1 protein-coding gene (only partly in view) is annotated in these 26499 nt (G+C 72.8%); it reads right to left on the reverse strand.

Features of this window, described 5'->3' with window-relative positions; genetic code table 11:
• Positions 1-26499, reverse strand: partial view of a toxin glutamine deamidase domain-containing protein gene (locus ACFQUZ_RS20915; RefSeq protein WP_377444813.1) — the 3' portion only. It continues 1977 nt past the right edge of the window; 26499 of the gene's 28476 nt are visible here — the last part of the coding sequence; its start codon lies off the right edge, out of view; its stop codon occupies positions 1-3.

The raw sequence follows: 26499 nt of genomic DNA on the forward strand, positions 1-26499 counted from the left end.
TCATGCCGAGGTCCCCTCCCCCGGCCGTTGCCGGGGGTTCGCCCGGGCTCCGTCTCCGGGGCGGTCGGCCGGTTCCCCGGGTCCGGGGCGCCGAAGAGCATCCGCCACGTCCCGCGCCGAGAACCCCTCGGGTCGGACGGGCGCTCCGGGCGATGCCGAGGTTCTGCCGACGACGAGGACTCCGTCCGGACCCTGCCGGGTGTTCCGGTCGGCCCCCGGAGTCGCCTCCAGCACGGCGTCGGCCAGGGCGGTGGCCGCATGCCGCCAGGTGTACCGCTCCAGGATTCCCTTGAGTTCGGCGGCATGGGCCCGGCGCTGCTCGTAGTGACGCTCAAGTTCCATGACCGCCTCGCGCCACACCGCGATCCGGGCCGCCTGCTCCTCGGCCAAACCATGGTCGGGTACGACGCTGGAAGCACCCACGTGCACGGGGATCCTGGTGTCGTCACGGAGGAACTCCCCGAACCCACTCTCCCCATTGACCAGCACCGGCACTCCATGCGCGGCGGCCTCGGCGCCGACCAGGCCGTAGCCCTCGATCCGCGACGGCATCACCGCGGCGTGTGCCCACCGCAGGTCCTCCAACAGTTCGGACCGATCGGTCGTGTAGGAACGCAGGTCCACGACGCCAGGTCCGCCGACGATCTCGTCGGCCCGCCGTTGCTGCGACATCAGTTCGTCGGCCGCGATGCCCCGGACCCGCAGCCGCACCGGGAAGTCCTGATCACGCAGGTCAGCGACCGTGCCGAGAAGATCGGCGTATCCCTTGATCGCGTCATCCACGCGACCGGTGAACAGGAGGTTGAAGCCGTCGCCACGGGGCGGATCAGCCACCGGGCCGAGCAGGTCCAGGCCGGGTATCAGCTCGTGGAAGCTCGGCGGCCGGACGGAGTCGTCGGCCATCGTCCGGGCCACGTCGGTGAGCAGCGGACCCACGCCGACGACAAGGTCGGAGTTGCGGATCACGATCGCTTCCCGCTGGGCGTACTGGATACCGCGCTCCGGCCAGCCCTGGATCTCGGCGTACCGCATGATCGGCATGTGCAGCACGTCGACCAGCGCGGCCGACGGGTACCACCGGTTGCGGATCTCCATGGCCGCGTAGCTGGAGAAGCGGGAGTGGCCGATCACCACGTCGAACGCGTCGCTGTTCGGCCGCGGCAGTCCGGGGATCGACGCCGGATCGCCCTCCCGCGCCAGGTTCAGCAACTGCACCCGGGGTGTCACCCCGTCGACGGCCGGTACGGAAAGGATGTTCGCGTTTCCGTGCGGCTCGGTGTCGCCGATGGTGAGCAGCGTGACCTGGGCGTTGTCCAGGCCGGCGAGCGCCTTGGTGATCTCACCACTGGCCACCGGAAGGCCACCGAGCCCGGCCGCCCGGCCGCTGGCGTGAGCGACCACGAGAGCGCGCAGCCGCGGCCGGTCGGCGACCACACCGATGGTTGCCTGCGGCTCCTGCCGCACCCACTGGCCGGCCGTCGGATCCCACACCCCGGTCGCCGTCCGGGTCCGGTCCAGCAACGGGTCGAGGAAGGCCCGGGCGACCGGGACCGCCTCGTCGATCGTACGTACCGGCAGGCCGGGCGTGCCGTTCGCGTAGTTCTCGAACCCCTCCCGCCAGGTGGGGTTCGGCACGTAGAACTTGCTCGGTACGCGCAGCGGTTCGCCCTGCTCGATCCGCCAGGTGAACTCCTCCCGCAGCATGGCCTGCACCTGACCGGCGTCCCACGACCGGTTCATCACGATCATCAGCGTGTCGACCAGGTCCTGGACCCGGTACGGCAGGTCACCCGTCTGGCAGGACCAGGTGCCCAGGGTCCGGGGCAGACAGTCGGCGCACTTGGTCTGATCCGTCTTGACTCCCTGCGTGTACATCCCGGAGATCTTGTGTGCCAGCGTGTCGGTGAGCGAGATCAGCCGGAGTCGCGGGCTCTCCCCGGCGGCGCCGGTGCTGAAGATGTGCTCCGGGAAGTCGACAAGCTCCGGCTCGGCCCACATCGGCCGGTCCCGGGGCGGCGCGAGGTCGACGCTGACCTCAGCGACCTCGCGGCCGTCAATGAAGGCCAGGTGCTTCAGTCGGGCGCCCCTGCCGTGCTGCAGTTCGCCCTCGTAGGTCAGCTCGAAGGTCAGGTGGTCGCCGAGGTCCATCCGCAGCGCCTCGGTGTACCTGGTCACCATCTCGACCCGGGAACCGTTGGAATAGCCGACGAAGTCGATGTCGCTTGTGGATCGGGCGTCGGGCCAGCGGGCCAGCAGCGTCTGGCCACCCTTGATCATCCAGTCGTCCGGGTGCGCGGTGAAGACCCGCGCCATCACCCGCTGCAGGACGAACTGACGCAGTTCCTCCGCCGTGGTGGTGCCGCGCCGTGCCGCGATCTCGGCGACCTGCTCGCTTAGCCGGTGCCAGTACAACTGTTCCGCCGTGACCTCACCCGGCCCGAAGACGGCGCTGATCAACTCGGCACCGTTCGGTTCGGGTTCGAGGTACCGCGCCGCGATGCTGGCGTCGATGTCCCGTTCCGACCCGAGCAGCCACGCGTACCGCGGCGCCAGCCGTGACGCGACGTCGGGGTCCGGTTCGCCACCGTCGGCGTTACGGGCCAGGCTCAGCAGGAACTCACGTTGCCGCGCGTACGCCGCTCGTTCCCGGTCCACGGTGAGCCGGGCGAGAGCGACGTCCCGCTCCCACCGGTCGTTTACCGTGCGAAGGATCTCCCGTCGTTGCTCGCCTCGGCTCGGGCCCAGCGCGTGCGCGCTCTCGTGGACCACGCTCGACGCGGCGTCGATGAACGGGATGCCGGGCCTGATGAACAGCGCATCCACCCGTTCGCTGTAGCCGGCGTACCGGTACACCCCGGTCGCCGGCTCGGTAAGCATGTCTTCGGCGATCCGGCGACCACGTTCGCCCAGCGCGGCGTGGGCGAGATCCGGATTCATCGGCACGGCGCGGGCGAGATGGTCGACGACGTGGGTGGCGAAGCGGGAATCGAAGGCGTCCTCCACCAGCACGCCGATGACGGCCTGGTCCAACACGTCGAGACGGTGCCCGACCGGTTCGACGCTCAGCGCTCGGGTCGCGAGCCGGGCCGGGTCGAGCGGATCCGGTAGGCCATCGCCGTACCCGTCGATCAGCCGGCTCACGTCGCGCAACGCCGTCCGCAGCGGCGCGATGTCGAGATCCGTCCGGGCGGGACTGGTCAGCTCTCCCAGGCGGTCCGCCTGCGTACGGATGGCGGCGAGTTCCGCGAACCGGGGATCCGCCGGTGAAAGGTCCCCGATGCGGGTGTCGACCGCCGCGCGAAGATCGTCGAGAAGCTGCCCGACGGTCTGCCGCGGCGCGCCGAGCGGCTCGGGTGTCCGTCCGCCAAGCTCCGATTCGATGTCGTCCCGCAGCCCCGGCGGGGAATCGACATCCGCCGCGCTGGTCGGATCGGTGGCGTCGAACGGTTCGCCCGGCGGGGCGGACGATGGAGCGTCCGCCTCCGGGTTCCCCACACCCCGACCGGCGATGTCGGGGGCGTGCCGCGGCCCGCCGCCGGTGCCGTGTTCGGTGGACGTCGTCGACGCCGGCCCCGGGTCGGATCCCCTCGCGGAGGTCGATGTCTCAAGCGTGGCGTAGTCGTCGTAGACGACCGACAGCAGTTCCCGAAGGGTCATCGCGGTCGGATGGCGATGCCCCCACGGATTGTGCAGCCGAACCCGACCCTCGGCCACTTCGGTGACCTCGTAGACGTGGGAGGCGATGAGGTCATTGGGCAGCCGGACGCCGGGAGTCGGGGGCAGAACGCTTACCAGCACCGGTTTCCCGAGCGCGAGGAGTGCGGCGAGTTCCGCCTCGACCTGCGCTTCCTGACCGGGCGTCTTGTCGAATGCTCGTACCGCGGCCTGTTCGCCGGTGAGCTGGGCGAGCACCTCGGCCTGGGCAAACGCAAAAGCTCCGGTATCGAGGCGGGCGTAACCGGCGTCCCTGCCACCGTTCTGCTCGGCGTTCGCCCGCTCCGCCGACCAGACCTGGTCCAGCCCGGCGAGCGCCTTCTCCAAAGCGGCGGCCCAAGCGGTTCCGTTCCTGGTCTGGTCCATGAACAGCGCCCGGTCCGGCCGGTCGAGGTTTACCGGGAACTCTGGCACCACCACGATCCGGAGTGGCCGCCCGGTCGGCGTCAGCCCACTCGTCTCGTGCAGCGTTACCTCGTAGCGACCGTCCGGCAACTGCCGGACCATTTGCTCGATGAGATCCGGCCGGAGCCCGGCGAGGGCGCCGATGGCCGCCACCACGCCACAGTCGCCCAACGCGCCCTGTTTGACCTGGTCCCGGATCGGCGGTCCGTCGAAGAGTGGCACCGGCCGTCCGTCGGGCAGCCGCGGCTCCCCGTATCCGACCCGCCGGCCCGGGCGGCCCTGCGTGTCCGCCGGGTCCTCCGGCAGGTCCGGCCACCCGACCACGGCGTCCGGCCCGGCCGTCGGCTGTGCGGGTTCCGCGTCCGACCACGTCGTGCCCCGGACCACCGGCCGCACGTCGACGACCGGCGCGTCGGTCTGCCGCCGCCACATCTCCCGCTGCCACCGGCTGGCCTCAGCCTGCCAGCGCGCGGCGGCCTCGCGCCGCTCCACCGCCTTAACGCGTTCGGCCGCCGCCTCCCGTTCCGCCACGTCCGCCTGCTGCCGACCGTGTACCGCACGAGCCCTCGCCTCGGCCGCCGTCTCGGCCTGCCGCGCCGCCTCGTCCCGGTGTCCCTGCGCCTCGTTCCGAAGCGCCTCGAAGCGTTGCCGGTCCTCCGCCGCGCGGTTTCCGTAGAGTTCGGCCGCGTGCGGCTCCTCCCGCGAAAGCTCGGTCAGCGAGTCAGCGGCCCGCCGGTAGGTCTCCGCCCGGGTCTCCAGTACGGCTGCCCGGTTCTCGGCGTTCGTCCGCAGGCGCTCCGACTCGGCGACCACCCGGTCGAGGTTGTCCGCGTCCTGCCGCCAGGCAACGGCCAGCCGCGTCCGGGTCGCGGACTCCTCGTCGTGTCGAGCCGCCGAAGCGAGTGCCTCGTGCACCGCCGCATACCTGTCCCCGGTGATCTGGGCAGCCGAGGAGATCCGCCGCAGCGACTCCAGCCGGGAATCGGCGGGCGCCCGGTCAGGATGGTCGGTGCGCCGGCGCAGCACCTCCGGCCGCTGGTCGGACACCCGCTGACGGTGCTCGGCCGCCACCCGGTGATGCTCGGCGGCCGCCTGTTTCGCGTGCTCCATCTGGCGGGCTTCGGCCTCGTGGGCCGCCTGCCGATCCCGCTCCGCCGCCTGCTCGGCCGCCTGGGCCGCCTCGGCCTGGCGTACCCGCTCGGCCTCCGCCCTGGTCGCCGCGTCGGTGAACTGCACCGCGGCCGTTTGCGCGGCGCGGCGCTGTCGCTCGAGGCCGGTCGCCTCAGCCCGCAGTTGCTCGGCCTGCTCATGGAGGCGGTAGGCCTCCCCGGTGTGCCACTCCGACCACTGCCGGGCCAGTTCCCGTTGCTCCGGGGGACCGTGGTGGTACGCGCCGAGAGCCTCCCGGGCGGCGAAGTCGTGCCGCCCCGCCGTCTCGTCCCGTTCGTTCGCCGCGGCAACCGCGGCATCGCGCTGTGCACGGTGCGTGGCTTCCAACTCCGTCGAAGCACCGGCCTGCCGGCGCAGGCTCTCCGCCTGGGCCGCGAGCGCCCCTTCCGCCGCCCGGGCCCGGGCGGCCGCGTCGGCCTGGTCTGCCGCCTGCTGGCGGTACGCCCGGGTCTCGTCATGGGCCAGCTCGGCACGGACGGCCGCCTGCACATCGGCCGCCTGGCGCGCGAGATAGTCGGGGGTGAGCGGTAGCGCGTTCCAGTTGCCGGGGCGCGCGTCGGCGAACGGCATCGGGCGCCCCCGCCCGTCCACCGTCAGGGCGTCCATCGCGACGATCTCGTCGTGGCGGGCCATCGGGCCGGAGACCGGACGGCCGGTGCGCTCGTCGACGTAGCCCAGGGTGCCGTCGGCTCCCACGAACGCCCGTACGACCGTGGCGTGTTGCGCGTCGACGACGTACACGGCTCCGTTGTGGTTGACGGCGGCCCACGCGTGCGAGCCACCGTCCCGCCACGTGGTCATGATGGAGCTGAACGAGCCGTGTCCACCGTCCAGCAGTTGCTGGTGAAGCCGGGCGAGGGCGCTCGTCGCCCGGGCGTCGAACGGGTCACCCATGAGCGCCTGGTAACGGCCTCCGGTGAGCGCCTCGATCCGCGCCGGGCCGTCGCTGTCGCCGAACGCCGGCTGGCTCGGGTCGCCCCGCAGGTAGCCGTCGTAGGTGCGGGGCGCGGCGACGGTCGGCCGGCCGTGCACGTAGGTGTCGTACAGGGCGGCGACCGTGTCGATGGAGTTCACGGTGCGGGTGGGGTCGGCGTCGACACCGTACGCGTTGACAAAGTACAGCCAGTCCCCAGCGGGGTCCGGCGCGCGGTGGAAGCCGCCCTGGCCGTCGGCCAGCAGCCGCTCCAGCCGGAACTGGTCCGCGTACAGCACCCGGCGGTAGCCGCCGACCTGGTCGTACGGCCGACCGCGCCACACCGGCGGGGGGGCATCCGTGCCCGTCAACCGGGAGATGACCGGGCCCGGATTCCGCTCGTCGACCATCCGGTGGCCGGCCTCGGCGTCGACGTTCGCGTATCGCCAGGCACCCTGGATGATCGGGTCGTCCGGCGTACGGGTCACCGGCGCGGCCCTGGTCGCCGCCAGTTCCACGCCGGCCGTCGCGGCGTTCTCACCGGCCGCCCGCGCCAGTTGGTCATGCGCAAGAGCCCGTTCGTCGGCCTCCCGCGCCTGCCTGGCGAGACCATCGGCGAACGCGTCGACCTGACCGGCATGGCGATACATCGCCTCGCGCCAGGGAAGCAGCCGGTCCGCCTGGTCGCGCTCCCGCTTGGCGTTCTCCCGGTGGCGCGCCTCGGCCCGTCGCTTCTCGGCGGCCTCCGCCCGCGCCCCGGCCGCCTCCGACTGGGCCAGCCGCTCCCGGGCCGTGTGCTGGGCCACCGCCTGCTGGAGCTGCCGTACCCCGGCGCTGTCGTCGATCGTCTGCGCGAGGTGCCGCTGCGCCGCCCGCAGCGTCCGCTGGTAGCTTGCCCGCTCGCGGGCTTCGCCGACAGCCGCGTCTTCCCGGGTGGTCCCGGGCAGCCCCTCCGGGTCGGGGTTCTCCCGGTGGAACAGACCGAGGACCCGGTCCCGGATCCGGTCGAACAGCCGCCCGCGCGCCGGGTCCTGGGCGTCAGGCCCGGCGTCCCGGCGGAACGTGTCGGCGGAGCCGAGCCCGGTCGGCTCGCGGAGGCTGGCCCGCTCCCCCGGCAGCAGGCCCGGCATCGGCATGGACCGTGCCTTGCCATCCAGCACGAGCACGTCCATGCCGACCGTGGAGTCGGCGTGGCGCAGCGGATGCGCGACCGGATCCGCCACCTCCTCCCCCGTGTCGGGCCGCAGGTAGCGGAGGGAGCCGCCGTCGAGCACGGCCCGTACCGTCGTGCCGTGCTGCGGGTCGACGAAGTGGACAGTGCCGTGGTGGTTGACCGCGGCCCACACGTGCCGCCCACCGTCACTCCAGTTCGACCCGATCGCCGCGAAGGCCCCGTGCCCACCGTCGAGGACATGCTGGTGCAGCCGGAGGAAGGCGGCCTGGACCTGGGCGGCCCGATCCGCCTCCGGCGTGGCCGAGATGTCCCCGACCAACGACTGCCACCGGCCGCCGGTCACCTCCTCGACCCGGCGCGCGCCCCCGGTCTCCCCGGCGAACGGCAGGTTCGGGTCGCCGTTCTGGTGGCCGTCGAGGGTACGCGGGGCGGCCACCGTGGGCCGTCCGTGCACGTACGTGTCGAAGAACGACAGCAACGCGTCCACGCAGTTCACGGTGCGGGTCGGATCGGCCTGGATGCCGAACGCGTTGATGAACCGCACCCACCTGCCGGCCGGGTCGGGGGTACGCGGGAACCCGCCCCGACCGTCGCCGAGCAGTTCCTCCAACCGGCTCTGGTCGACCCGCAGCACCCGCCGCAGGCCACCCACCCGGTCGTACGGCCGGGTCCGCCACACCGGCTTCGGTGAGTCGTCGCCGGTGAGCATCGAGCGGGTCGGTCCCGGACGGTCCGCGTCGACCACCGGGTAGCCGTCGCTGGAGCCGAGGTTGGCGAGCCGCCACGCGGTCCGCACCACCCGATCGACCGGGTCTCCGCCGACCGGTCGGCGGCGGGCGGACTCCAGTGCCCTACGGTGCTTCGCGGCCTGCTCGCCGGGCTCCACCGCCTCCCGGCGATGCTGCAGCTCCCGCACCTGCGCCTGGCTGGCCTCCTCCGTCCGCCGGTCCGCGAGGTTGTCGAGCTGAACGGCTCGGTTGCGCAGCAGCAGGCCCCGGATTCCCCGGTGGGGTGCCTTCCTCCGCGCCTCTTCGGCCTCGGCCCGAAGCTGCGCCGCCTCCCGCAGGAGAGTCGCGGCCCTGGCCCGTTCCCGGGCGGCGGCGGCCACCGCCTGCCGCTCCCGCCACTGGAACGTGTCCAGCCGCTGGCTCAGTCGCTGAACGAGCTGGCTGTTCTCGACGGCCTCGTGGAACCCGGCCCGCGCGCTCCGGAGATTCTCCTGGTATCTCGCCCGGACGATGTCGTCCATCCGCGCCGGGTCCGCTCCCGGGCGGGTAGCCGGATCGACGACCTGGTCGTTGTCCCCCGGGAACAACCGGTCGAAGCGATCGAGCGCCACTCGGAGACGTCGGCCGTCGAAGCTGTCGCTCCGCGGTATCGCTCCGCCCGCGTCGGGAACCGGCTCCGACGTGCCGGCGGGGTCGGGTGGTCGTCCCCCGGACACCGGCTCAGGCAGGGCCGCGCGCACCGCGTCGCTGAAGGTCCGGTTACCGGCCTGCTCGCGCAGGTGCTGCCGGAACAGCTCGCGAAGATCAAGGCCGTGCCGGTTGGCCCGATCGACCAGGACGGGTTCGAGCGTCGCCCGCGCTCGGGCGTAACCGTCGTCGGGGAAGGCCGCGTGTAGCTGGCCGTCGGGGGTGGCCAGGTACCGGCGGACGGTGCCGTCCTCGGTGAGGTCGAGCAGCACCTCGACACCACGATCCCGGGCGAGCAGCAGGGCCGACGTGATCGGATCCGCGGCGTCCGGGGTCGTCACCGCCTCGGCGGACAACGAGATCCGAGGCGTGCCCGTGGTACGCGGGCCGAACCGCCAGCTCGGCGTGCCGTCCACGCCCCACTCGGCGTCCCTGCGGATCGCGTCCAACTCGTGGCGAAACATGGTGACACTCGCCCGGCCGGTGACCGCGCTGGGTTCGTGCGTCACGCTGTTGATCCGCTCCCCGCCACCGGCCTCGACCGTCTTGGTGACGTAGGTCAGGTGGTAGTCGACGCGGTTGGTGACCGTGAGCGCGCCACCCAACTCGAAATTGCTTGTCTCGTCCCGATCCCCGCTGAGGATCGACGTCTGCTCGGCCGCGGCGGCGCCACCGGTCAGCCTCTCGCTGAGGCCGCCGAGTTCGGAGTGGTCCTCGCCGATGGTGCGGCTGAGCGGAGCTGGTCGGACCCGGTTGTCACTCTCCCCGGCGACGCGCTGCGACCTGGCGACCTCCCTGAGCTGCATTTCCTGCTCCACGGAGGAGGTCACTCGCAGATCGGATTGGACGCCCCGGATCCAGACCTGGATCAGCCGATCCTGGTGGTCCGGGTGAACCAACGTCACCGTGGGGTGGCCACCCGGGCCCGCGATCCGCTCCAGCGCGGCGGCGTGTGCCAGAGCGGAGAGCTGCTTGCGCAATTCGCTGTCGCGGGCGGCCAACCCCGCCCGGCCCAGCATGTCCTTGCTGGCCAGCCGCTCGCGGATCGTCTCGTACAGCCGGCCGATGTCTACCGACTCCACCACCGGCATGGCCGGCATGGACACCTGACGCGGGTCCGGAGTCCGCTCGGCGAGATTCCGGGTGCCGTCCGTCACCTGCTCCGCGGTCGCGAGCTGGACGAGCGAACCGCTGACGACCCCGATAGAAGTCGCCGGCGCCCCCCGGTGGACGACGAGGTCGGCCACCCGCAGCGGAAGCTCGCGGACCAGGTGTGGCCGCGACCGCGACACCTCGATCGTGATCTGCAGAGGCCGGCGCATCCGCTCGACACCATCAGTGATCATGACACCCTGCACCATGGTGCGCTGTGCGCCCACCGAACCGGTGCTGGTGTATCCGCGGCCGATGTTGACGCCCGCCTCGGGCGTGTCGAGTGCCGTGCCCTGTCCCGCACCACCGAGACCGAACGCCGAGCCGATGGACTGGGAGCTGTCGTGCTGGGCGTACGCGTAGTTCTGCAGGATCGGTAGCACATCGGGCCGGCTGCCGATCGGCGTGGCCGCGCCGAGCGTCGCGGTCAGCCGCACGGTGACGCTTTCCGTCCAGAGCCGGCCGGTCGGGATCGGGAACGACATCTCGAAGCCGGTCCGGGCCAGCATGCTGTCGAGGTGGCCCATCCACCGCTTGCCGGCGAGGTTGCCGTACACGCTCTGCCACAGACCCGGCAGCCGCCGCACCGCCCCGGGCGCGACCTCGTCAAAACGCGTCAGGACCGCGTCGAACAGCTCGACGCTCCGGCCGTCGCGGTCGACCAGCTCGACATCCGGTTCGACCGGGCTGTGGCCGAGCGCCTGCTCCAGGTCCTCGACGAGACGCCTGGCGCTCGCCTCGGGTGCCACCGCTGGCAACTCGCGGCCCTGCCGCATCAGTTCCCCGATGCGTTGCCCCGGATCGGTCGTCGTCTCCGGAATCCTGGCGTCCGGGAACTGCTCGGCCAGTCGCCCGGCGAGTTCGCGCGCCAGCCCGTCGGGAAGGTCGGGCGCACGGTTCCGGGCGGAGGTCACCTCCCCAAGGTCCGCGCGGTACCGCTCCAACACCCCGACACTGACCGCCCGATCCAGCGTCAGGTGCCCGCCGGCGTACCGGTGCAACGCGTCGGCGACCATGTCGAGCGGCACCGGATGCTCGCCCGCGGCATACAACTCCAGGGCCACCCGCTCGGGGATCGCGTAGACGACGGTGCGTCCGGGAACCTCGCCCTGCGCCGTTCGGGAACCACCGCGCAGCAGGAGGTGGTGTTCCGTGCCGGTGAGCCGGAAATCGACAGGCATGCGGTAGACGTACTGCTTCTCCGTGCCGCTCGTGTGGATCCGCAGCCGCTCCCGGCCGTAGATGCGGGTCGAGGTCCGCGACTCGCCGTGCGAGCCGGTGCGCGAACCGGACAGTCCGGAGGCGGCGTCGCCGGAGTCGCCGTCGTTGCCGACGTCCAGGTCACCCCGGACCGACGCACCGACATCAGCGGCCGTCTGGCTGCCGAAGGTGACGGAGTGCGCGCCCATGGTGAAGTTGATGTCGCCGGTGACCAGGTTCGTGTCGCCGAGGAACTCGGATGCCCCGGCCCGCCCACGGATCGTCAGGCTGGACCGCAGCGGCGACGCACCCCGGGGGTCGACCGCGAGGTCGGTACGGCGGTCGACGAACAACCATTCCGGGTTGGCGATCAGGCTGCGCACGCTGGCGAACGACGTGAGGTGGACAAAGCCCGCCGAGCCCGGTTGGAACCCGTTGGGAAGCACCCGGCCGATCTCGTCCCACATGCCGGAGGCGTCGAGGTGCAGGATGGTCGCCCAGCGGAGGGCGCGAGTCGAGGTCGGTGGTGCGTCGGCCACCACCGGAGAACCGACCGGCGGGCTGCCTTCCCTGGGCAGCAGGTCGGCCGGCAGCAGCACCCGCGCCTCGCCGCCGACCGGCTCCACCAGTGGCTTGTCACCGTCGGGGGCCAACCGGGCGACCTCGATGGTGTGCGGGATCTCGAAGATCGCGGTCCGCCCGCCCTCCACCAGCGTGACCTGGTTGACCGTGTCGCCGATCCGCCAACCCGCGCTGTGGGTCACCGCCCGACCGGCGCCGAGGCCGCCGCCGGCCGGCACGACCACTCCACTCAGGGCCGCGAGATCGGCGGCCCCCTCGCCGCGCGCCGACCGGGTCGACGTCCGACCGCCGGCTCGCGCCGCCGTGGCCGAGCCGATGTCGAGGTTGACCACCGTTTCGGCCGTGGTGTGCCCGACCAACCGCGCCGCGTCCCAGTGCTGCCGCACCCGGATGAGCAGCGTGACATGTTCCGGCACGTGATTGACCTGGTGACGGACCAGGTTCAGCACGAGGCCCTGCCGCCGCCCGCCCGGTGTCGCCTGGTCGTAGCCGCCCTCCAGCCGCACGTCCGACAGTTCGGCCATGGCGCGGAGGTTGGACAGTTGGCTGGCTCGTTCCATGGGGTTCCGGGCGAGAACCGGATTCCCCTTCTCGTCCAACCGGGGCAGCAGGCCGTCCTCCCGCAAGGCCGACTCCACCCGCTGCCGGACGATGTCCATGCCGGTCACTCGCTGGATCAGCGCCGGGCCGGCACCGGCGATCCCGTCCGGCCCCAACCAGTCGGGCAGCCGACCCGCCCGACCCGGTGGTGGCCCCGGCTCCGGGTCGTCGCGCAGCACGACGCCGCCGTCCGGGTGTCGCAGGATGGTCCCGTCCGGGTTCCGCAGCACGGCCGCCGCGTCCACCGGCAGCCCGTACCGGTACGCGTCCGGCTCCGGCATCCGGAACACACCGCTGCCCTCGACGGAGCGCACCTGCGTGTCCGGGCGATGGCGACCGAACGTGTCGACGGTGACCTCGTGCACCAGACGGATCCGGTACGCCTGGGTGTGTCCCGAGTATCGCTGGACACTCGGATGAATGGCGGTGTCGCCGATGCCGATCCCGTCCCGGCGACTCGATCCGGGCGAGAACGTGCCGCGCACCGCGGCCGCACCGAACGGTAGTTCGCCCTCGGCGCTGTGCACCCCACCGGTGATCGCCGCGCTCCGCGAGTCACCCGTCGTCACCGAACCGGAGGCGCCGGAGAAGGCGACCCGCAACCGCTCCTGGTGGTAGCGGTCACTCGGGGTGCCGACCAGTTCGGCCGACTCACGCACCACCCGCGTCCTGATCGTGACCTGGGCCACCCGCTGCCCGTCGGCGGTGATGGTCCGCTGAAATCCGGACGGATCGGTGACCGCATCCCGCAGTCGGGCCGGCAGTTCCTCGAGCACCATGATGCGAACCTGCTGCCTGGCTATGCCACCCAACCGGCCGTATTCGGCGGGCAGCAGGTCCAGCACCGTGTCGTTGAGCCGCTCCAGCCCGGTCAATCCGGTGACGACGTGCTCTGGGAACCGCGTGTCCCGCGGCTGTCCCCCCTCGATCTGGACCATGTCGGCCGGCGCGGGCTCGGTGTACGGGTGGGGGACCCACAGCCGCAGTCCGCTGTGGTCCCCCTCGATGCCCCGGTCCACGTGCACCGGAGCGCTCCAGGTCGCGTCGTGCGTGCCGGCCCGCACCCGGACGGCCCAGACACCGTCGACGTCGTACAGGGTGGATTCGCCGCGGTTGTCCGCCACCGCGCCGGTCAGCACGAAGTCGCTGCCCGACCCCTGAACCGACCACTGCCGCCGCACCTCACCGCCGACGTTCACGGTGGCATGCCGGACAACCTCCCGGAGCAGGCCCAACGTGCCGGACGCACCCTCGGGGATCGCCGACGCCATGGCGTCGGCGGCCGGGAACGTGGCGCCCGGGCCGAGACTGCGATTCATGGCGGCTCCGAGCACCCGGCTGCCCTGGGGGAACTGCGGCAGCTGTCCGAGGATCAGCTCAGCCGACCTGGTCGGTGGCCGGCCGACCTCCACGAGGTCGCGATGGTGGAAGCGGACGTCCACCTCGGCCCGGCCCAGACCGACCGGGAACACCACGCCGTCCTCGCCGGCCACCCAGCGCCACATCGACTGGAGGATGCGTTCGACCTCGTCGGGGTGGAGGGACGTGTCGACCCCGTTGGTCTGGAGCATGTCGTTGATGGTGCTGGTGAGCGCCTTGAGGTGGGGGAGCCGCCCGGTGGGCACCCCGGCGTCCAGCGCCGACCGCAGCGGCTGCGCCCGGTCAGCCGCGTCGTGGTAGCGCTCGAACACGGATGTGGCATCCCGAACCAACTGTCGCAGGTCGGCGCGCTGCCGGGCAACATCGTCGGCAGGCTGGTCCAGAACCTCCCGTACGGCGGCGAAAGCGTCCCGGGCCGCTCGTGCCGACTCCGCGGCCGTCGCGTAGCGGCTCGCGGCACCATCGTGCCATTGCGCCTCGCGTCGGGCCTGCCTGGCGGCGGTGTCGGCCTGCTCGGCGCGCTCGTTCCCACTTCGGTCCGTGGCGGTGCGTTCCCGGTCCGCCAACGCCAGTTGCTCCACGGTGACCCGTTCGGCGTCCGCCGCCGCCTCCCGCCGCACCGCGACGAGGTCGTCCAGTGCCGCCCCGGCGTTGGTCAGGGTGTCGACCAGGGTGACGACCGTGTCGACCAGGTCGGTGGGCACCGGGCCGGCGTCGTCCAGGACCGAGGCGAGCACGGAGATCCGTTCCACCTGCTCCTGCTGCCGGCTGGTCCGCAGCATGGCGAGGGAATCGTCGGCGGGGCGGCCGGCCGTTCGCCCCGCCAGCACCTGTTCGACGAGGTCACGTGCGCCCGGCGGCAGGGTGGCACGGTCCCAGTCGCGGGCCGGATTGGCAGCGAGCACCTCGTCGGCGAGTGCCTCGACGGCGGCCCGCGCCTCGGCCCCGCCGTTCATCTCGGTGGGCGCGCGTAGTTCGTCCCACACCCGGCCCAGCGCGGCCAGGGCACCCTCGGTACGGGACCGGCTGATGCCACTGTAGAGATCGGCGTCGGCACCGATCACCGCCGCTGCCTCGGCCCGGATCCGGTGCAGGTCGGCGCCGTCGTCGAGGCGGGTACGCAGCCACTCCTGGAGCCTCGCGACGTGCTCGGCCGGCATCTCCCGGACCCGCCCGTCGTAGCCGGTCAGGCGAAGGGAACCCGCCTCGCCCGGGGCGGCCCGGGCGGCGAGGCCGGTGGGACTCGGGTCGACCAGCTGCGCGAACGTCTCCGCCAGCACCGTCTCGGCGAGCGAGGTGTGCAGCGCGTCACCGGCCCGGCGTGGCAATGGCTCGTTCCGGAGCGTGGCGAGCTGCTCCGAGGTGAGCGTAGGCACCAGGTCCACGAGGGCGTGTCGCCACTCGTCCCGCTCCGTGTCCGGTGCCGCTTCGTGCCCCCGGGCGAGCACGCGCGCCGCCGCGAGAGCCGGATCGTCGCTCAGCGGCCCGCCGATCCGGTCTCCCAGCACCGCGACGACATACATGGTCAGCTCCGTCACCGAGCGGATCCGCAGGTGCTCGCCGACCGCCAGGCTCTCCGCGAGTGCCGCCAACTGCTCCGCGAGCGGCAGCGTGACGGCCTCACCCGCGTTGGTCCGCAGCACCATCGCCGGGCCGCCGTCGTCGCGTAGCAGTTCCCCGGAGTCGATGAGGCCGGCGCGGATCAGCTCGGACAGCGCGCCGTCCATGGCGGCCCACGCGGCGTCCTCCCGCTGTCCGACCTCCTCGGCCCGCCACGACGCGTCCGGTTGGGCGAGGGCGCGGACGAGGTCGACGGCGGTCGGATGCCCGGCCTGCGCCAGTCGGTTCGCGAAGCGCTCCACCCGCGACGTGCCGAACGAGTCCAGAAGTTGCCCGATGCGTCGGTCACTGGCCCGCTGGCCCGCCTCCCCCGCCGTCTCCCGGAGCCGCAGCTCGACAAGCAACTCGGTCAGGCCGGTCGCCTCCTGGCCGGTGACCGGTCGCCTGCGCAGGAGCCGGTCTCCGAGGCCCACCCCGCCTTCGCCGACCATGCCTCGCATGCTCTCGTCGACGAGACGACCAACCATGCGCCAGGCCACGATCGCTCGGTCCGGCACCGGGACCGTGGCCGCCAACGTGATCTCGATGATCGGAAGCCCGTCGGCGGTCCGGTCCGTGGTGTGCCGGGCCGTCGCGGCCGCCTCCCGCGGCACCTCCGCGGATGCGAATCGGAAGGCGACCGCCGGTCCATCGCCATCGATCTCCGCGATCAACAGCTCGTCGCCGGGCCGGAAGTTCAGCCGGTACGGGGTGTCGGACAGTCGCGGCTGGTCGGCCGCCAACGCCCGGGCCGCCGCGAGCGCCTGGTCCCGGTTCGCGACGGGATCCCACGGCCCGCCGCGGGCGGGCAGCCCGTCGCCCGCCCGGAGGACCGGCGCCTCCGTGCCCGCGTCCGGCGACAACAGGACGGCGGCATGGTCCCAGCCGGGTTCGCGCAGACCGAGGTACAGCCGGCGCTGGTCCGGCGCCAATCGGTCGGCGTGGACCGTGGCGTCGACAAGTCGCCACCGTGCCGCGGCGTCCGGCCCGGTGAGGCCCAACCGGTCGAGATGCCCGCCGATGTCCCGGGCCAACGCCAGCCGTTCCGCGGGCTCCCGGGTGGAGGCGAGACGGGCGACCCGTTCCTGCAGGTGGCCTATGTGGCCGCGGTCGACGTCAGACAGCCGTGCCCGGGGGCCCGGCGCCGGGGCGGTCGACGTGAGCAGATCAACTGTCGGTGCCGGGCGACGCGAGCGCCACCACGACTCGCGACGCAACTGTCCGTCGGCTTCCCAGATCTGCCGGATGACGGCGCCGATCAGGTCCCCGCTGTCGACGGCTCGGGTCGACAACTCGATGGTCAGGGCCGGCTCCCGGCGACCGGCGTCCATCGTGAGCCGCGACCCGCTCGGCATCTCGTTCGGGGCGGCGGTCACCGTCACCAGTAGCGGTCTACCGTCCCACCGGCGCGCCTCGATCACGCTTCCGACGAGGTGACCGTCGGCATCCTCGACGTCACGGACCGGTCGCAGCTCGCGGATCACCGAGTCCCGGACGCCATCGTCGCCCAACGACCGGAGCTGTTCCCGGAACGCGTCCGCGACGTACCCCGCCGCGCGGATCCGGGCCGCCTCCTCGTGCCGGGCGGCAGCCTGCTCGGCGGCGCGGGCCGTCGCGACGTGCCGCTCGCGCAGCGCCTCGGCCTCGGCCAGCCGATCGGCGAGCCGCTGTCGGTCTGCCTGGGCGGCCCGGCGGTGGTCCTCGTGCGTAACCGCGGACGTCGCGAAGTCGCCGGCTTCGCGCCGCGCCGTAGCGGCGGTGGCGGCGTGCCCTGCGGCCCGCTCCCGGGCCGACCCTCGCTGCTCCTGCGGACCGTTGTGGTACGCGTCGGTGGCCTGTTGCGCCAGCTCGTCGTGCCGTGCCGCGGTCGAGGTAAGCCGGCTGGCCTCGGCCCACGCGTCGTCCCGGCGCTCGCGATGATCTGCTTCCTTCCCGGCCGCCGTCTGGAGCTGCGCGCGAAGGCTGTCGATCTCGGGTACGAGGCTCTGCTCCGCGGCTCTGGCCTGCGCCGCCCGCTCGGCTTCGCGGGCGGCGTCCTGGCGATACGCCTCGATCTCCTGGCGGGCCGCCGCGCGGTCGCCGGCCGGGCGCGGTCCGGCGGGCGCCGGGGTGGACTCCGCCGGCTCCTGCGGACGCGACGGCCTCGATCCGTCGCTCGGGTGGTCCCAGACGACCGGCTCGTTGGCCCGGGCCAGGTTGCGCAACGGCTCGGGACGGTCGGCGACCGGGAGCGTGTCGGCGATCTGTCCGAGGTACTGCAACCGGTCATGCGCCCACTGGATCCGGGTGAGCAGCCCGTTCGTCTCGGTGCGGAACGCGGCCAGGTGCTCCTCGGAGGTGGTGATGAGATGACGCCTGATCAACTCCGCCCGGCTCTGCTTGTACACGTCCTGCCGGCCGTCGAACCGGATGTCGCTGATCTCCCGGGCGCTGCCGCTGGCGGCGGTGTTGCCGAACGACCGTGCCTCCCTCGGCAACCTCCGGGCCGCGTCCCCCGGGTTATCGGCCATGGCGGTACCGGCACTGGTCAACGCCGAGCCCAGATCCCGCGCCACCTTCGTGAGATGTGCTCGGAGCCCGAGCACGCCACTGCTCTCGCGCTGCGACCGACGGATCTCCTCGGCCAGCCAGTCCCGGATCGCCGTCGTGATCTCGTCCGACGACCGGTTCGGATTCACCTGGACGACGTGCGAGACGTCCGAGTCGACCCGGCGCGGGGATGCCACCGGCCCGTCCCCCGGCGCGCCCGGCCGGACCTCGAATGTCAGGACGTCAGGGCGGCCGGCAGCGCCCTCGTACCGCACCCGGTAGGTGTCCGGAACAGTCCGCTCCGTCACCGTCCCGTCCGGCGCCACGACCGTGGTGACGCCCGCCTCACGCAGCCGTTCGACGTTGCCTCGCCCGGGCAGGTCGTCGACCGACAGCACCCGATCACCGACCGCGACCAACAGCTGATCGTCGGCGGCCGGCAGATCGCCGTACCGCTGGCGCACCTGGTCGATCTGATCGGCGGTCCGGGCATCCGCAGCGAGGCGCTCCTCCGTCTCGCGGACCCGGGCCTCCAGGTCCCGCACAGAACCGCGTAGTTCCTCGACGCGTCCACGGATCTCCTGCGGGGTGCCGTTCTGCGCCTTGACGCTGTCCAGCCGGTCGTTCAGCTCCACATCGTTGACCACGATGGCGAAGAGCCGGTTCGCGGCCCGGTTCACCAGGTGACCGGCCGCGCCCACCGCAGCGGCCACGGCGAAACCCGGCGCTCCGGTCGCCAGGCCGAGCGCGGTGCCCACCCCGGCCACCGCGCCGGCGGGCAACCAGTCCTCGATCAGCCGTCGCCGGAGCGGCAACCGGTACTCGCGTTCGTGCAGGATGCCGTCGCCCATCCGCTCCAGCACCTCGCCCACCCGGGCGGGATCCGCGTCGGTGTTCACGATCACGTCGAACCGGCCCGGGACCAGCCGGCCGCGGGTGATGACCGGCTCGCCACTCTCCAACGGCTGGAATCTCATCCGGATCCGCACGTCCCGAAGAGCCGGGAGGTTCCGCGTCCGGTAGACCGAGTCGACCAACCGGCTGGATGAGTCGTACGACCTCCGCTCCTCCCGAAGGACCCCGACGTGTCGTTCGTTCAGGCGGTTCACGGCCTCCCCCGCCGCGGCGGTGACCGCGTCGTGGTTGGCCTTGGTGCCGCCGCTCCCCGCCTCCGACGTCGGGGACGCGTCCGGCATCCGACCGTCAAGGCGATTCACCAGGTCACGGGCGACGCCGCTACCGGCCTCCGCGAGATCTCCGAGCTGCCCACCGATCTTTCGACGGTTCCGCTTGAACTGCCGGCCCGACCGCTCGAAGTCGTGCCGGCCCCGCGCCTCCTTCAATGCTGCGTCCTCGGTCCCCATCAGGTGTTCCACGATGGCCTGGGTCGAGGACTTGACGACGCTGGTGGGCCCGAGCACATAGCCGTAGCCGGGCTTGAAGATCTGGGCCGAGCCGAACGTCGCCGGCGCCTGGAGGGTTTCGACCCGGGCCGACCGAAGCAAGATGTCGGTCAGGCGGGGCCGGTTCCGGTGCAGCTCGTGCCGCAGTTCGGCGGCGGCCTCCAACGCGCCTCGCAGGTCCTTGTGGAGATCATCTGCCGACTTGTCCGCCAACTCGGGGCGCGCCCGCAGGATGATGCCGTCGCGGTCCATCCGGACGTCGAACCCGAACGGTTTCGTGTGCGCGCCGATCTCGACCCGCACGATCGTCGGCCGACCGGTCGACATCCGCAGCGTGAAGGTCCCGGTCCTGACCGGTCGTCCCGTCATCGGGTCGGGCGTGTAGTTCGGGGCAAACCCGGTGACCCGGTTCTGTTCCCCGCCCTCGGGACCGATCACGATCGGGTCGTCGGCGAGGTTCCGGTGGATCGACTCGATCTCCTGCCGGATACGGCTCCGCAACGGACCGGCCACCTCGTCCGGCACGCGTGGCTCGGCCGCGACCCGAAGGGCGGGACCATCGCTCGGCACCGCGGGCGGGTCGACCCGGCCGGGGTCGCCCAGCGCCTCGCCCGCGAGCCGCTGTGCGGCGAGGAAGTCCTCCCGCAACTGGCGGGCCAGCGCGCCGCCCTCGATGTCGGACCGGTCCAGCGCCCGGGCGACCATCCGCTCGTGCTGGAGTCGAACCTTGTGCATCTGGATGCGCCGGCCCACCCAGGTCTGGCTCGCCAGGTCGAACGCGGCGGCGGCACCCCGCCTGAGGGCGAGGTCCGGTTGGCCGATGGCGATCGCGAGGCCCATCGAGGTCAGCCCACTGGAAATGGTGCCCGCGTTCGCCACCAACCGGTCCCGCAGGCGCAGCGGCACCTCGCCGAGCCGGTCCCCCTGGACACCGATCATCTCGTCGATGACCCGCCGGAGCTGAACCCGGAACGCGATCATGGCGGCCGGATCGGCGTTTCGGGTGAGCCCGAACGACGCGCGATCCACCACCAGGACGCGGTGCGGCGCCGCCAGGCCACCCACCCGGAACTCGGCGACCCGGCCGTCGGGCACCTCACCGGACCGCACCTCGAAGGTGAAACCGCGCCTGGTCTCGCCGCGCCACCCGTCGGGTTCGACCCAGTACACCGTACGGTCCGGCACCCGTACGGGTGAGACGGTGGCCCCCGGGACGAGGCGCGGATGGTGGGTCAGCATCCGGCGGGTGCCGGCCAAAACCGGGTCGGCATCGCGCCACCACACGCGGTGCTCGTCGAGCAGCGCACGGGCCGGTTCGGACAACCTGGTCATCGCGGCCCTGACCCGCGCGTCGGCACCCGGTTGCCCGTCCCGCAACCCGTGCCGTTCCACGAACGCCCGCAGCTCCGTGTCGAATGCCTCCCGCTGACCTTCGGACGCCCTGTCGTACAGACGGGCCAGGGCGTCGAACTCGCCGAGCCGGACAAGGTCGGCGTGGCTGAGCCGGAGCCGGGAGCCGGGCACCGGGTCGTACACCAACGCGTCCTCCGTGCCCAGCCGGCCGCCACGCATGCCGACGAAGCGACCGAGGCGACCACCCGTGGCCGCCACCTCTGCCGCGGTGTGCCCCACCGCGCGTGTCACCAGCCGATCCATGGCCGTCGCGTCGAGCGAATCGAGCCGTACGGCGGAGAACTCCACCCGATAGGCACCGGCCGACTCACGGGTCACCGCGAACGGCGGACCGTCGCCCGGCACGGTCGCCATCTCCAGCCGGAACGTCCGGCCACGACCCGGCCGCACCTCGACCGTTCGGTCGTCCACCACCCGGACCTCGGCGACACCGTCCCGGCCCGCCGTCCCGTCGAACGCCTCGGCGATCCGCCTCGTCGAGTCGGCCAACCGGTGGGCGGCTGCCGGATCGGGGGCCCCCGACGGCGGCGGCAACCGGTCGGACAGTCCGGACAGGTCAAGCCCGGTGAGATCGAGCGGACGGGTGATAACAGACGCCTGTTCCCCGCGTTCGCGGTCTACCTCGACCCGGTGGTACTCGACGGTGAGGTCCCCCCGCGCGAGCGCCCGATGCAGCTCGTCGAGCAGTTCGGGGTGACGGCGCAGGTGCTCGCGCAGCCGGAGGCTGGTTTCCAGGACGTCGCGCACGTACTCCGGGGTGCCCCGCTCGGTGACGCGGCCGTCCGCCAGCACGTGCCGGCTGCCGGCGACCGGTGTCGGTTCGAGCAGCACGAGCCGATGCCCGGCACGGTCGAAGCCGGCCACCGCGAACTCGCCGCGCTGCCGGCGGCCCGCGTCGGGGCCCCCCGCCAGCACGTCGTCACCGGTGATGCCGTACCGGTCGGCGAGCACCCCCCGGGCCGCTGACACCCCCAGTCTCTCGGCCGCGGTGCGTACCGCGGTGGAGTGCCGAGCGAGCTGGTCCACCGCAGCCCGTAGCTGCTCGGCCTCGGCCCGCGCCGCGGGGTCGTCGCCGACCGCGTCCAGCCTCGCGTCCAGGGCGGTACGGAGCTGGGCGACGCTCAGCCGGTCGGCGTCCGGCAGTCCCACCTCGGTGAGCCGGCGGAGGGTGTCAGCCCGGTGCGTGTCCCGGGCCTGCCGCGCGGCGTCCGCCCGGTCCGACGCCTCGCGCGCCTGGTCGGACACGACGGCCGGTTCGGCGGTGCCCTCGACAGCTCGCCGGAGCACCGGCTGCGAACGGTCCGCGAGTGGGTCGACCAGGCGGGTCCGGGTCGCCGCGTCGTGCAGGTGGAAGCCGCGCTCGGTCCGGTACGTGCCCGACGCGTCCCGCTCGTGATGCAGGACTCCGGTGTCCGGGTCGCGGTAGGTGGCCGGACGGTCGCCGAACCGGTGCGCCCGGCCGTCCTCGCCGCGGTACATGTCCCACGGGTCGCCGTCGGCACGCAACTGCCCGTCGGCGCCGCGATGCAGGGCCGGACCGGACCGGGTGCCATGCGCGGAGTTCGCTGGCGCGGTGTTGGTGGTCACCCCATCCGGCGTGCCGACGCCTTCCGGGTTGGTCACCGCTTGGCCGTCCGGGCCGAACGTGCGCCAGGCGCCATCCGGTGGATTCGTCGGCCGCCGCCCGTCGTGCTGGTCCGGCGACGCCACGACCTCCCGGCCATCCGGGTAGGTCCACACCCGGTCGGTCGCCCCCGTGACCTCGCGGCCAAGGACCCGGGCCACAGTGGCGGCCACCGGGTTGTCCCCGGCACCCGAATGGCAGGAGACAAGACGGATGGTGTTGTCCCCGAGGCCGATCCGACCGGATCCCACCAACTCGACGAGCCCGTTGGCGAAGTCCTCGGCACTCATCCGGTGCCGGCCGACCATGATTTCGCCCGAGCGCAGGCCGCGCAGCGCGACCTTGACGACGCCGGCCTCGGGCCGCAGTGCCTGGGCGTCCTGGTGCATCACCGGGTCGCCGGTGAAGTCGAACCCGGACCGGGTCTCCGCGACGAAGTCCCGGACCGCCTGGATCGCCTCCGCACCGGTGACCGCCGGCGACTCGGTGGCCTCGTCCCATTGAACCGGCAGGTCGGCCCGTCCCGGTTCGGGACGCCAACCCCCCGCGGCGTCCCCGCCATCAATCCGCGGCCGGTCCCCGTCCGGGGCCGGCTGCGGTGCCCCGGGCTGGTGTCCGCCGCCGCGCGTGGGCAGTTGGACCGCATCGATGCCGTCCGGCGCCTCGACCGCGTTCCGGGCCAGGTGCTGCCGGACCGCCAGCGCATCGAGTCGGGACGGGTCGGCACCGGCCCGGCGCGCGGTCAGCCATTCGTTCACGGCGTCGTACGCGGCCCGGCTCTCCGGCGTGTCCATCCTGACCTGGAACGAATCGCCGGTGCCTGGGTCGCGCCAGGTGGTCACCGTGCCGCCCAGGTCCCCCGAGGCCCAGTTGTGCACCAGCTCGGCCGGCTGGTAACCGCGCGCGACCAGCTCGTCGATCGCGGCCCGAACACCGCCGACGAACTGGTCGGCCACGAACTCGACCCGATGGGTCGGCACGCCGGACGGGCCGTGCGGGACAAGGTCGAGCTGCCCGAGCGGCGTCGTCGCCGGCTGGTTGGCCGGTCCGTCCGCCGGCAGCGCGCTCCCAGGCTCGACTCCCGCAGCCGCTGGCTCCGGCGCCCCGGACTCCGCCCGCCCGACCGATGCCTCCGGCGCCCCGGGCCCGGACTCCGCCCGCATCGACTGCACGTCCCGGTCATCCACCCGCCGGAAGGACTCCGTCTCCGGGCGGACCCGCGACGCCGGGTCCGGCGGGACGTACTCGTCACGCGGATGCGCCGGACCGGTCGTGTCCAAGGGCTTCACCGCCCGCCAGTCCGCGCCCAACAGGGCTCGCTTGCCCAGCCAGGTGCTGTCCCGACCGGACCGGCCGAAGCAACCGGCCCGCGCCGCGTCGTTCGGAGTGGGATAGCCGGGAGAGCCGAACTCGAGCCGGGAGCGGCGGAGCACGTCCTGGCCGGCGCCCTGCTGCCGGCGCAGGTCGTCGACGAGCTCGTCCACGGTGCTGGCGCCGTGCCGACGAAGAATGGTCTCGACGTCCCGCGCGCCGACCGGATCACCGTGGCTACCCCGGTCACCCACCGCCCACCGCTCCAGCGTCGCCAGGTCATCGCCGAGGGCCCGCAGCTCGGCGGCCAGCCTGTCGAACACCCGGCGGGCGCTGCCCTCGTCTGCCCAGTCGTAACCGTCCCTGGCCCAGGCGTAGCCACCGACCGTCATGGCGGCGCGCAACTCGATATGGCTCACGCCGGAGGCGGTGTACAGGTCCTCCATCATCAGGTTGAGCTGGCGGGCGATGCCCTGTCCCTGCATGTCCGGGTTGATGTGCAGCTTCCAGTGCTGGACGAAGAGGTCCCCGGCCCTGGGGTCACGGCAGAATCGCCGTTCCACGGTGCCCACCGCGCCATGGTCGGGATGCCACACCGTCATGTGGACCGAGACCATGTGCGGGTGGATCCGTACCGTATCCGCGCTGTTCGCGACGCGGAGCTGGTAGCCGTCGCCGAACGGACGGCCGTCGAATTGCCGGACGAACGCGTCCCGGATCGACTGCTCCCACCGGGCGACCTCGGCGCTGCTTTCCGGGATCAGCTCGTCCAGGGATGGTTCCCGCCCCTGACGCTCCCAGAGCGGGTCTCGCCAGAACTGGTCGTTGGGGGCCAACTCGCGGTCCGTGGAGTCCGGCTCCGGCGCGTCGGGGGTCACAGACCGGCCGATGACCGGTCCGGACGGCGACGTGTCAACCACAGTTCCGTCCGGTCGAGCTACCGCCGGCAGCCCGGACGTCTGGTAGCCCAGCGCCACCAGATCGCGGTCCAGGCCACGCAGCTCCTGGTACAGCCGCTGCCGCTCCGCCGGGTCGACCGTCCGGCCGTACTCGACGAGCAGGTGGCGACGCTCGTCCAGACGGGCTGTGGTGTGCGGGTCCGTGTCCGCCACCGGCGCTCGGACCGGTGTCTCGGTGAGTCCGAGCAGTCGGCCGAGCCGGCCGGCGATCCGACGGACCAGGCCCTGCGGTTCCACCCGGTTGGTCGCCGCCGCGTGCATCTGCAGCGTCTCGCTGATCTCGTGCACCAAGGTACGCGCGAGTTGCTCGTGGGCCACGCGGCTGTTGACCCGGACGACGTGGGGGTCGTCCGGTGTGCCGCTGCGTACCGTGGTTTCCGACACGTTGGTCTGGCCATGGCCGACCTCGGGCCGGAACAGGTGGGTCCGGCCGTCGACGGTGTCCACCCGGACGAAGAGGCCATCGGCGTAGACGGCCCGGACGAAGCTGGATCCGAAGTCGCTCGGCGAGACACCGAAGGCGGCGTGGCGCACCTCGTCGGGAGTCAGGTCGGGGAACTCCGGCGGCCGACCGTCCGGTACGAACCCGGTGTCCGCGATCGGGCTGGCGGTGTGCACCAGGTCGCCGTCACGGACCCGATCCGGTTCGGTGACCGTGCCGTCCGGGTCGACGGCCGAGCGGTCCGCTGAGCCGTCGCGGGTCCGGGAGCCGTCGGACTCCGGCGACCGCGTCGCACCGTCCCGCTCCGGCGACCGCGTCCCCGTGTCGGGGTTCGTCGCCCGCGAGTCCCGTGGCCGGGACGGCGATTCGTCGTTGGGGGGAGTTCCACGCGTGGGAGCCGGATCGTCGGTCCGCCGTGCCTCGGGATCGCGGGCAGACTCGGGATCCCGGGCAGACTCGGGATCCCGGGTGTCGGTCTCCTCTGGAGTCGGCACACCCAGCAGCTCCCGGGTCCTCGCGGTGATCTCGCTGTCGGTAAGCGGGCGCCGGACGTTCTGCTCGTCCACCCGGGTGTAGTGCTGTTTGATGAACTCCTGCAGACGCCGGCCGTACCAGTTGGTGGGCTTGGCGTCGAGGGCCCGCTGGACCAGGTCGGCGTTCAGCCGAGCCGGCATGCCCATTCCGCCCAGGCGTTGCGGGGCCGCCAACCCGATCGCCGCCGCGTGCTGGTAGGCCAGTGCCAGTTTCTTCTTCCACTCCCAGAACCGCGGCTCCGCACGGTCGCCGCCACGGTCACCGGCGTCCGGCGTGGGGTCGCCGCCGTCGCCATCGTCACGAGAGCCGTCGCCATCGTCCGTACGGTCGCCGTCGGGCCTGGCGCTCGGCTCCGGGTCGGCGTCATCCGGCCGGCCCGAACCGTCTCCGTCGTCCGGCGGCGGAGGGTCGGCATCCCGCTGCCCGGGCTGGCCGGACGCTCGGTCATCGTCGGCCCGAGTCGGCCCGTCGGGCGCACGGTCCGCGTCTCGGGAGCCGTCGCCATCGGCCCGTGCGGCGCCGTCGGACGTACGCGTCCCGTCCGGCATGGTGGCATCGTCCGGCCTGGCCAGGCTGTCCGTGGTCCGGGTGCTGTCCGGCGTCCGGGTGGTGTCCGGCGTCGGGGAAGCGTCTCGTCCACCGGATCCGTCCCGGATCCCGGTCGAGGACCGGTCAGCACGTCCGGAGGAACTGTCGCCGCGTTGGGTGCCTCCGTCCCGCGATCCGCTTCCGGGGTCCGGCCGGGGGGTGTCCGGCTGCCGATGAGCCGGATCGGCCGTCCGCGCCGGTCCGCCGTCACGTCCGGCCATCCCGTGGTCCGCCAGCGGGGACGCCGGGTTCGAGCGGGTTCCGTCCGCTGTCCCGGCCCGGTCGGAACTCGCCATGGTGGCATCGGGCTCGCTCGTCCGGGTGCCGGTCGGATCCGTCAGGGTCGGGTCCGGCCCGCTCGTCCGGGTGCCGGTCGGATCCGCCAGCGTCGG

The sequence above is a fragment of the Plantactinospora sp. GCM10030261 genome (genome assembly GCF_042666615.1).
In the GTDB taxonomy this organism is placed as follows: Bacteria; Actinomycetota; Actinomycetes; order Mycobacteriales; family Micromonosporaceae; genus KBS50.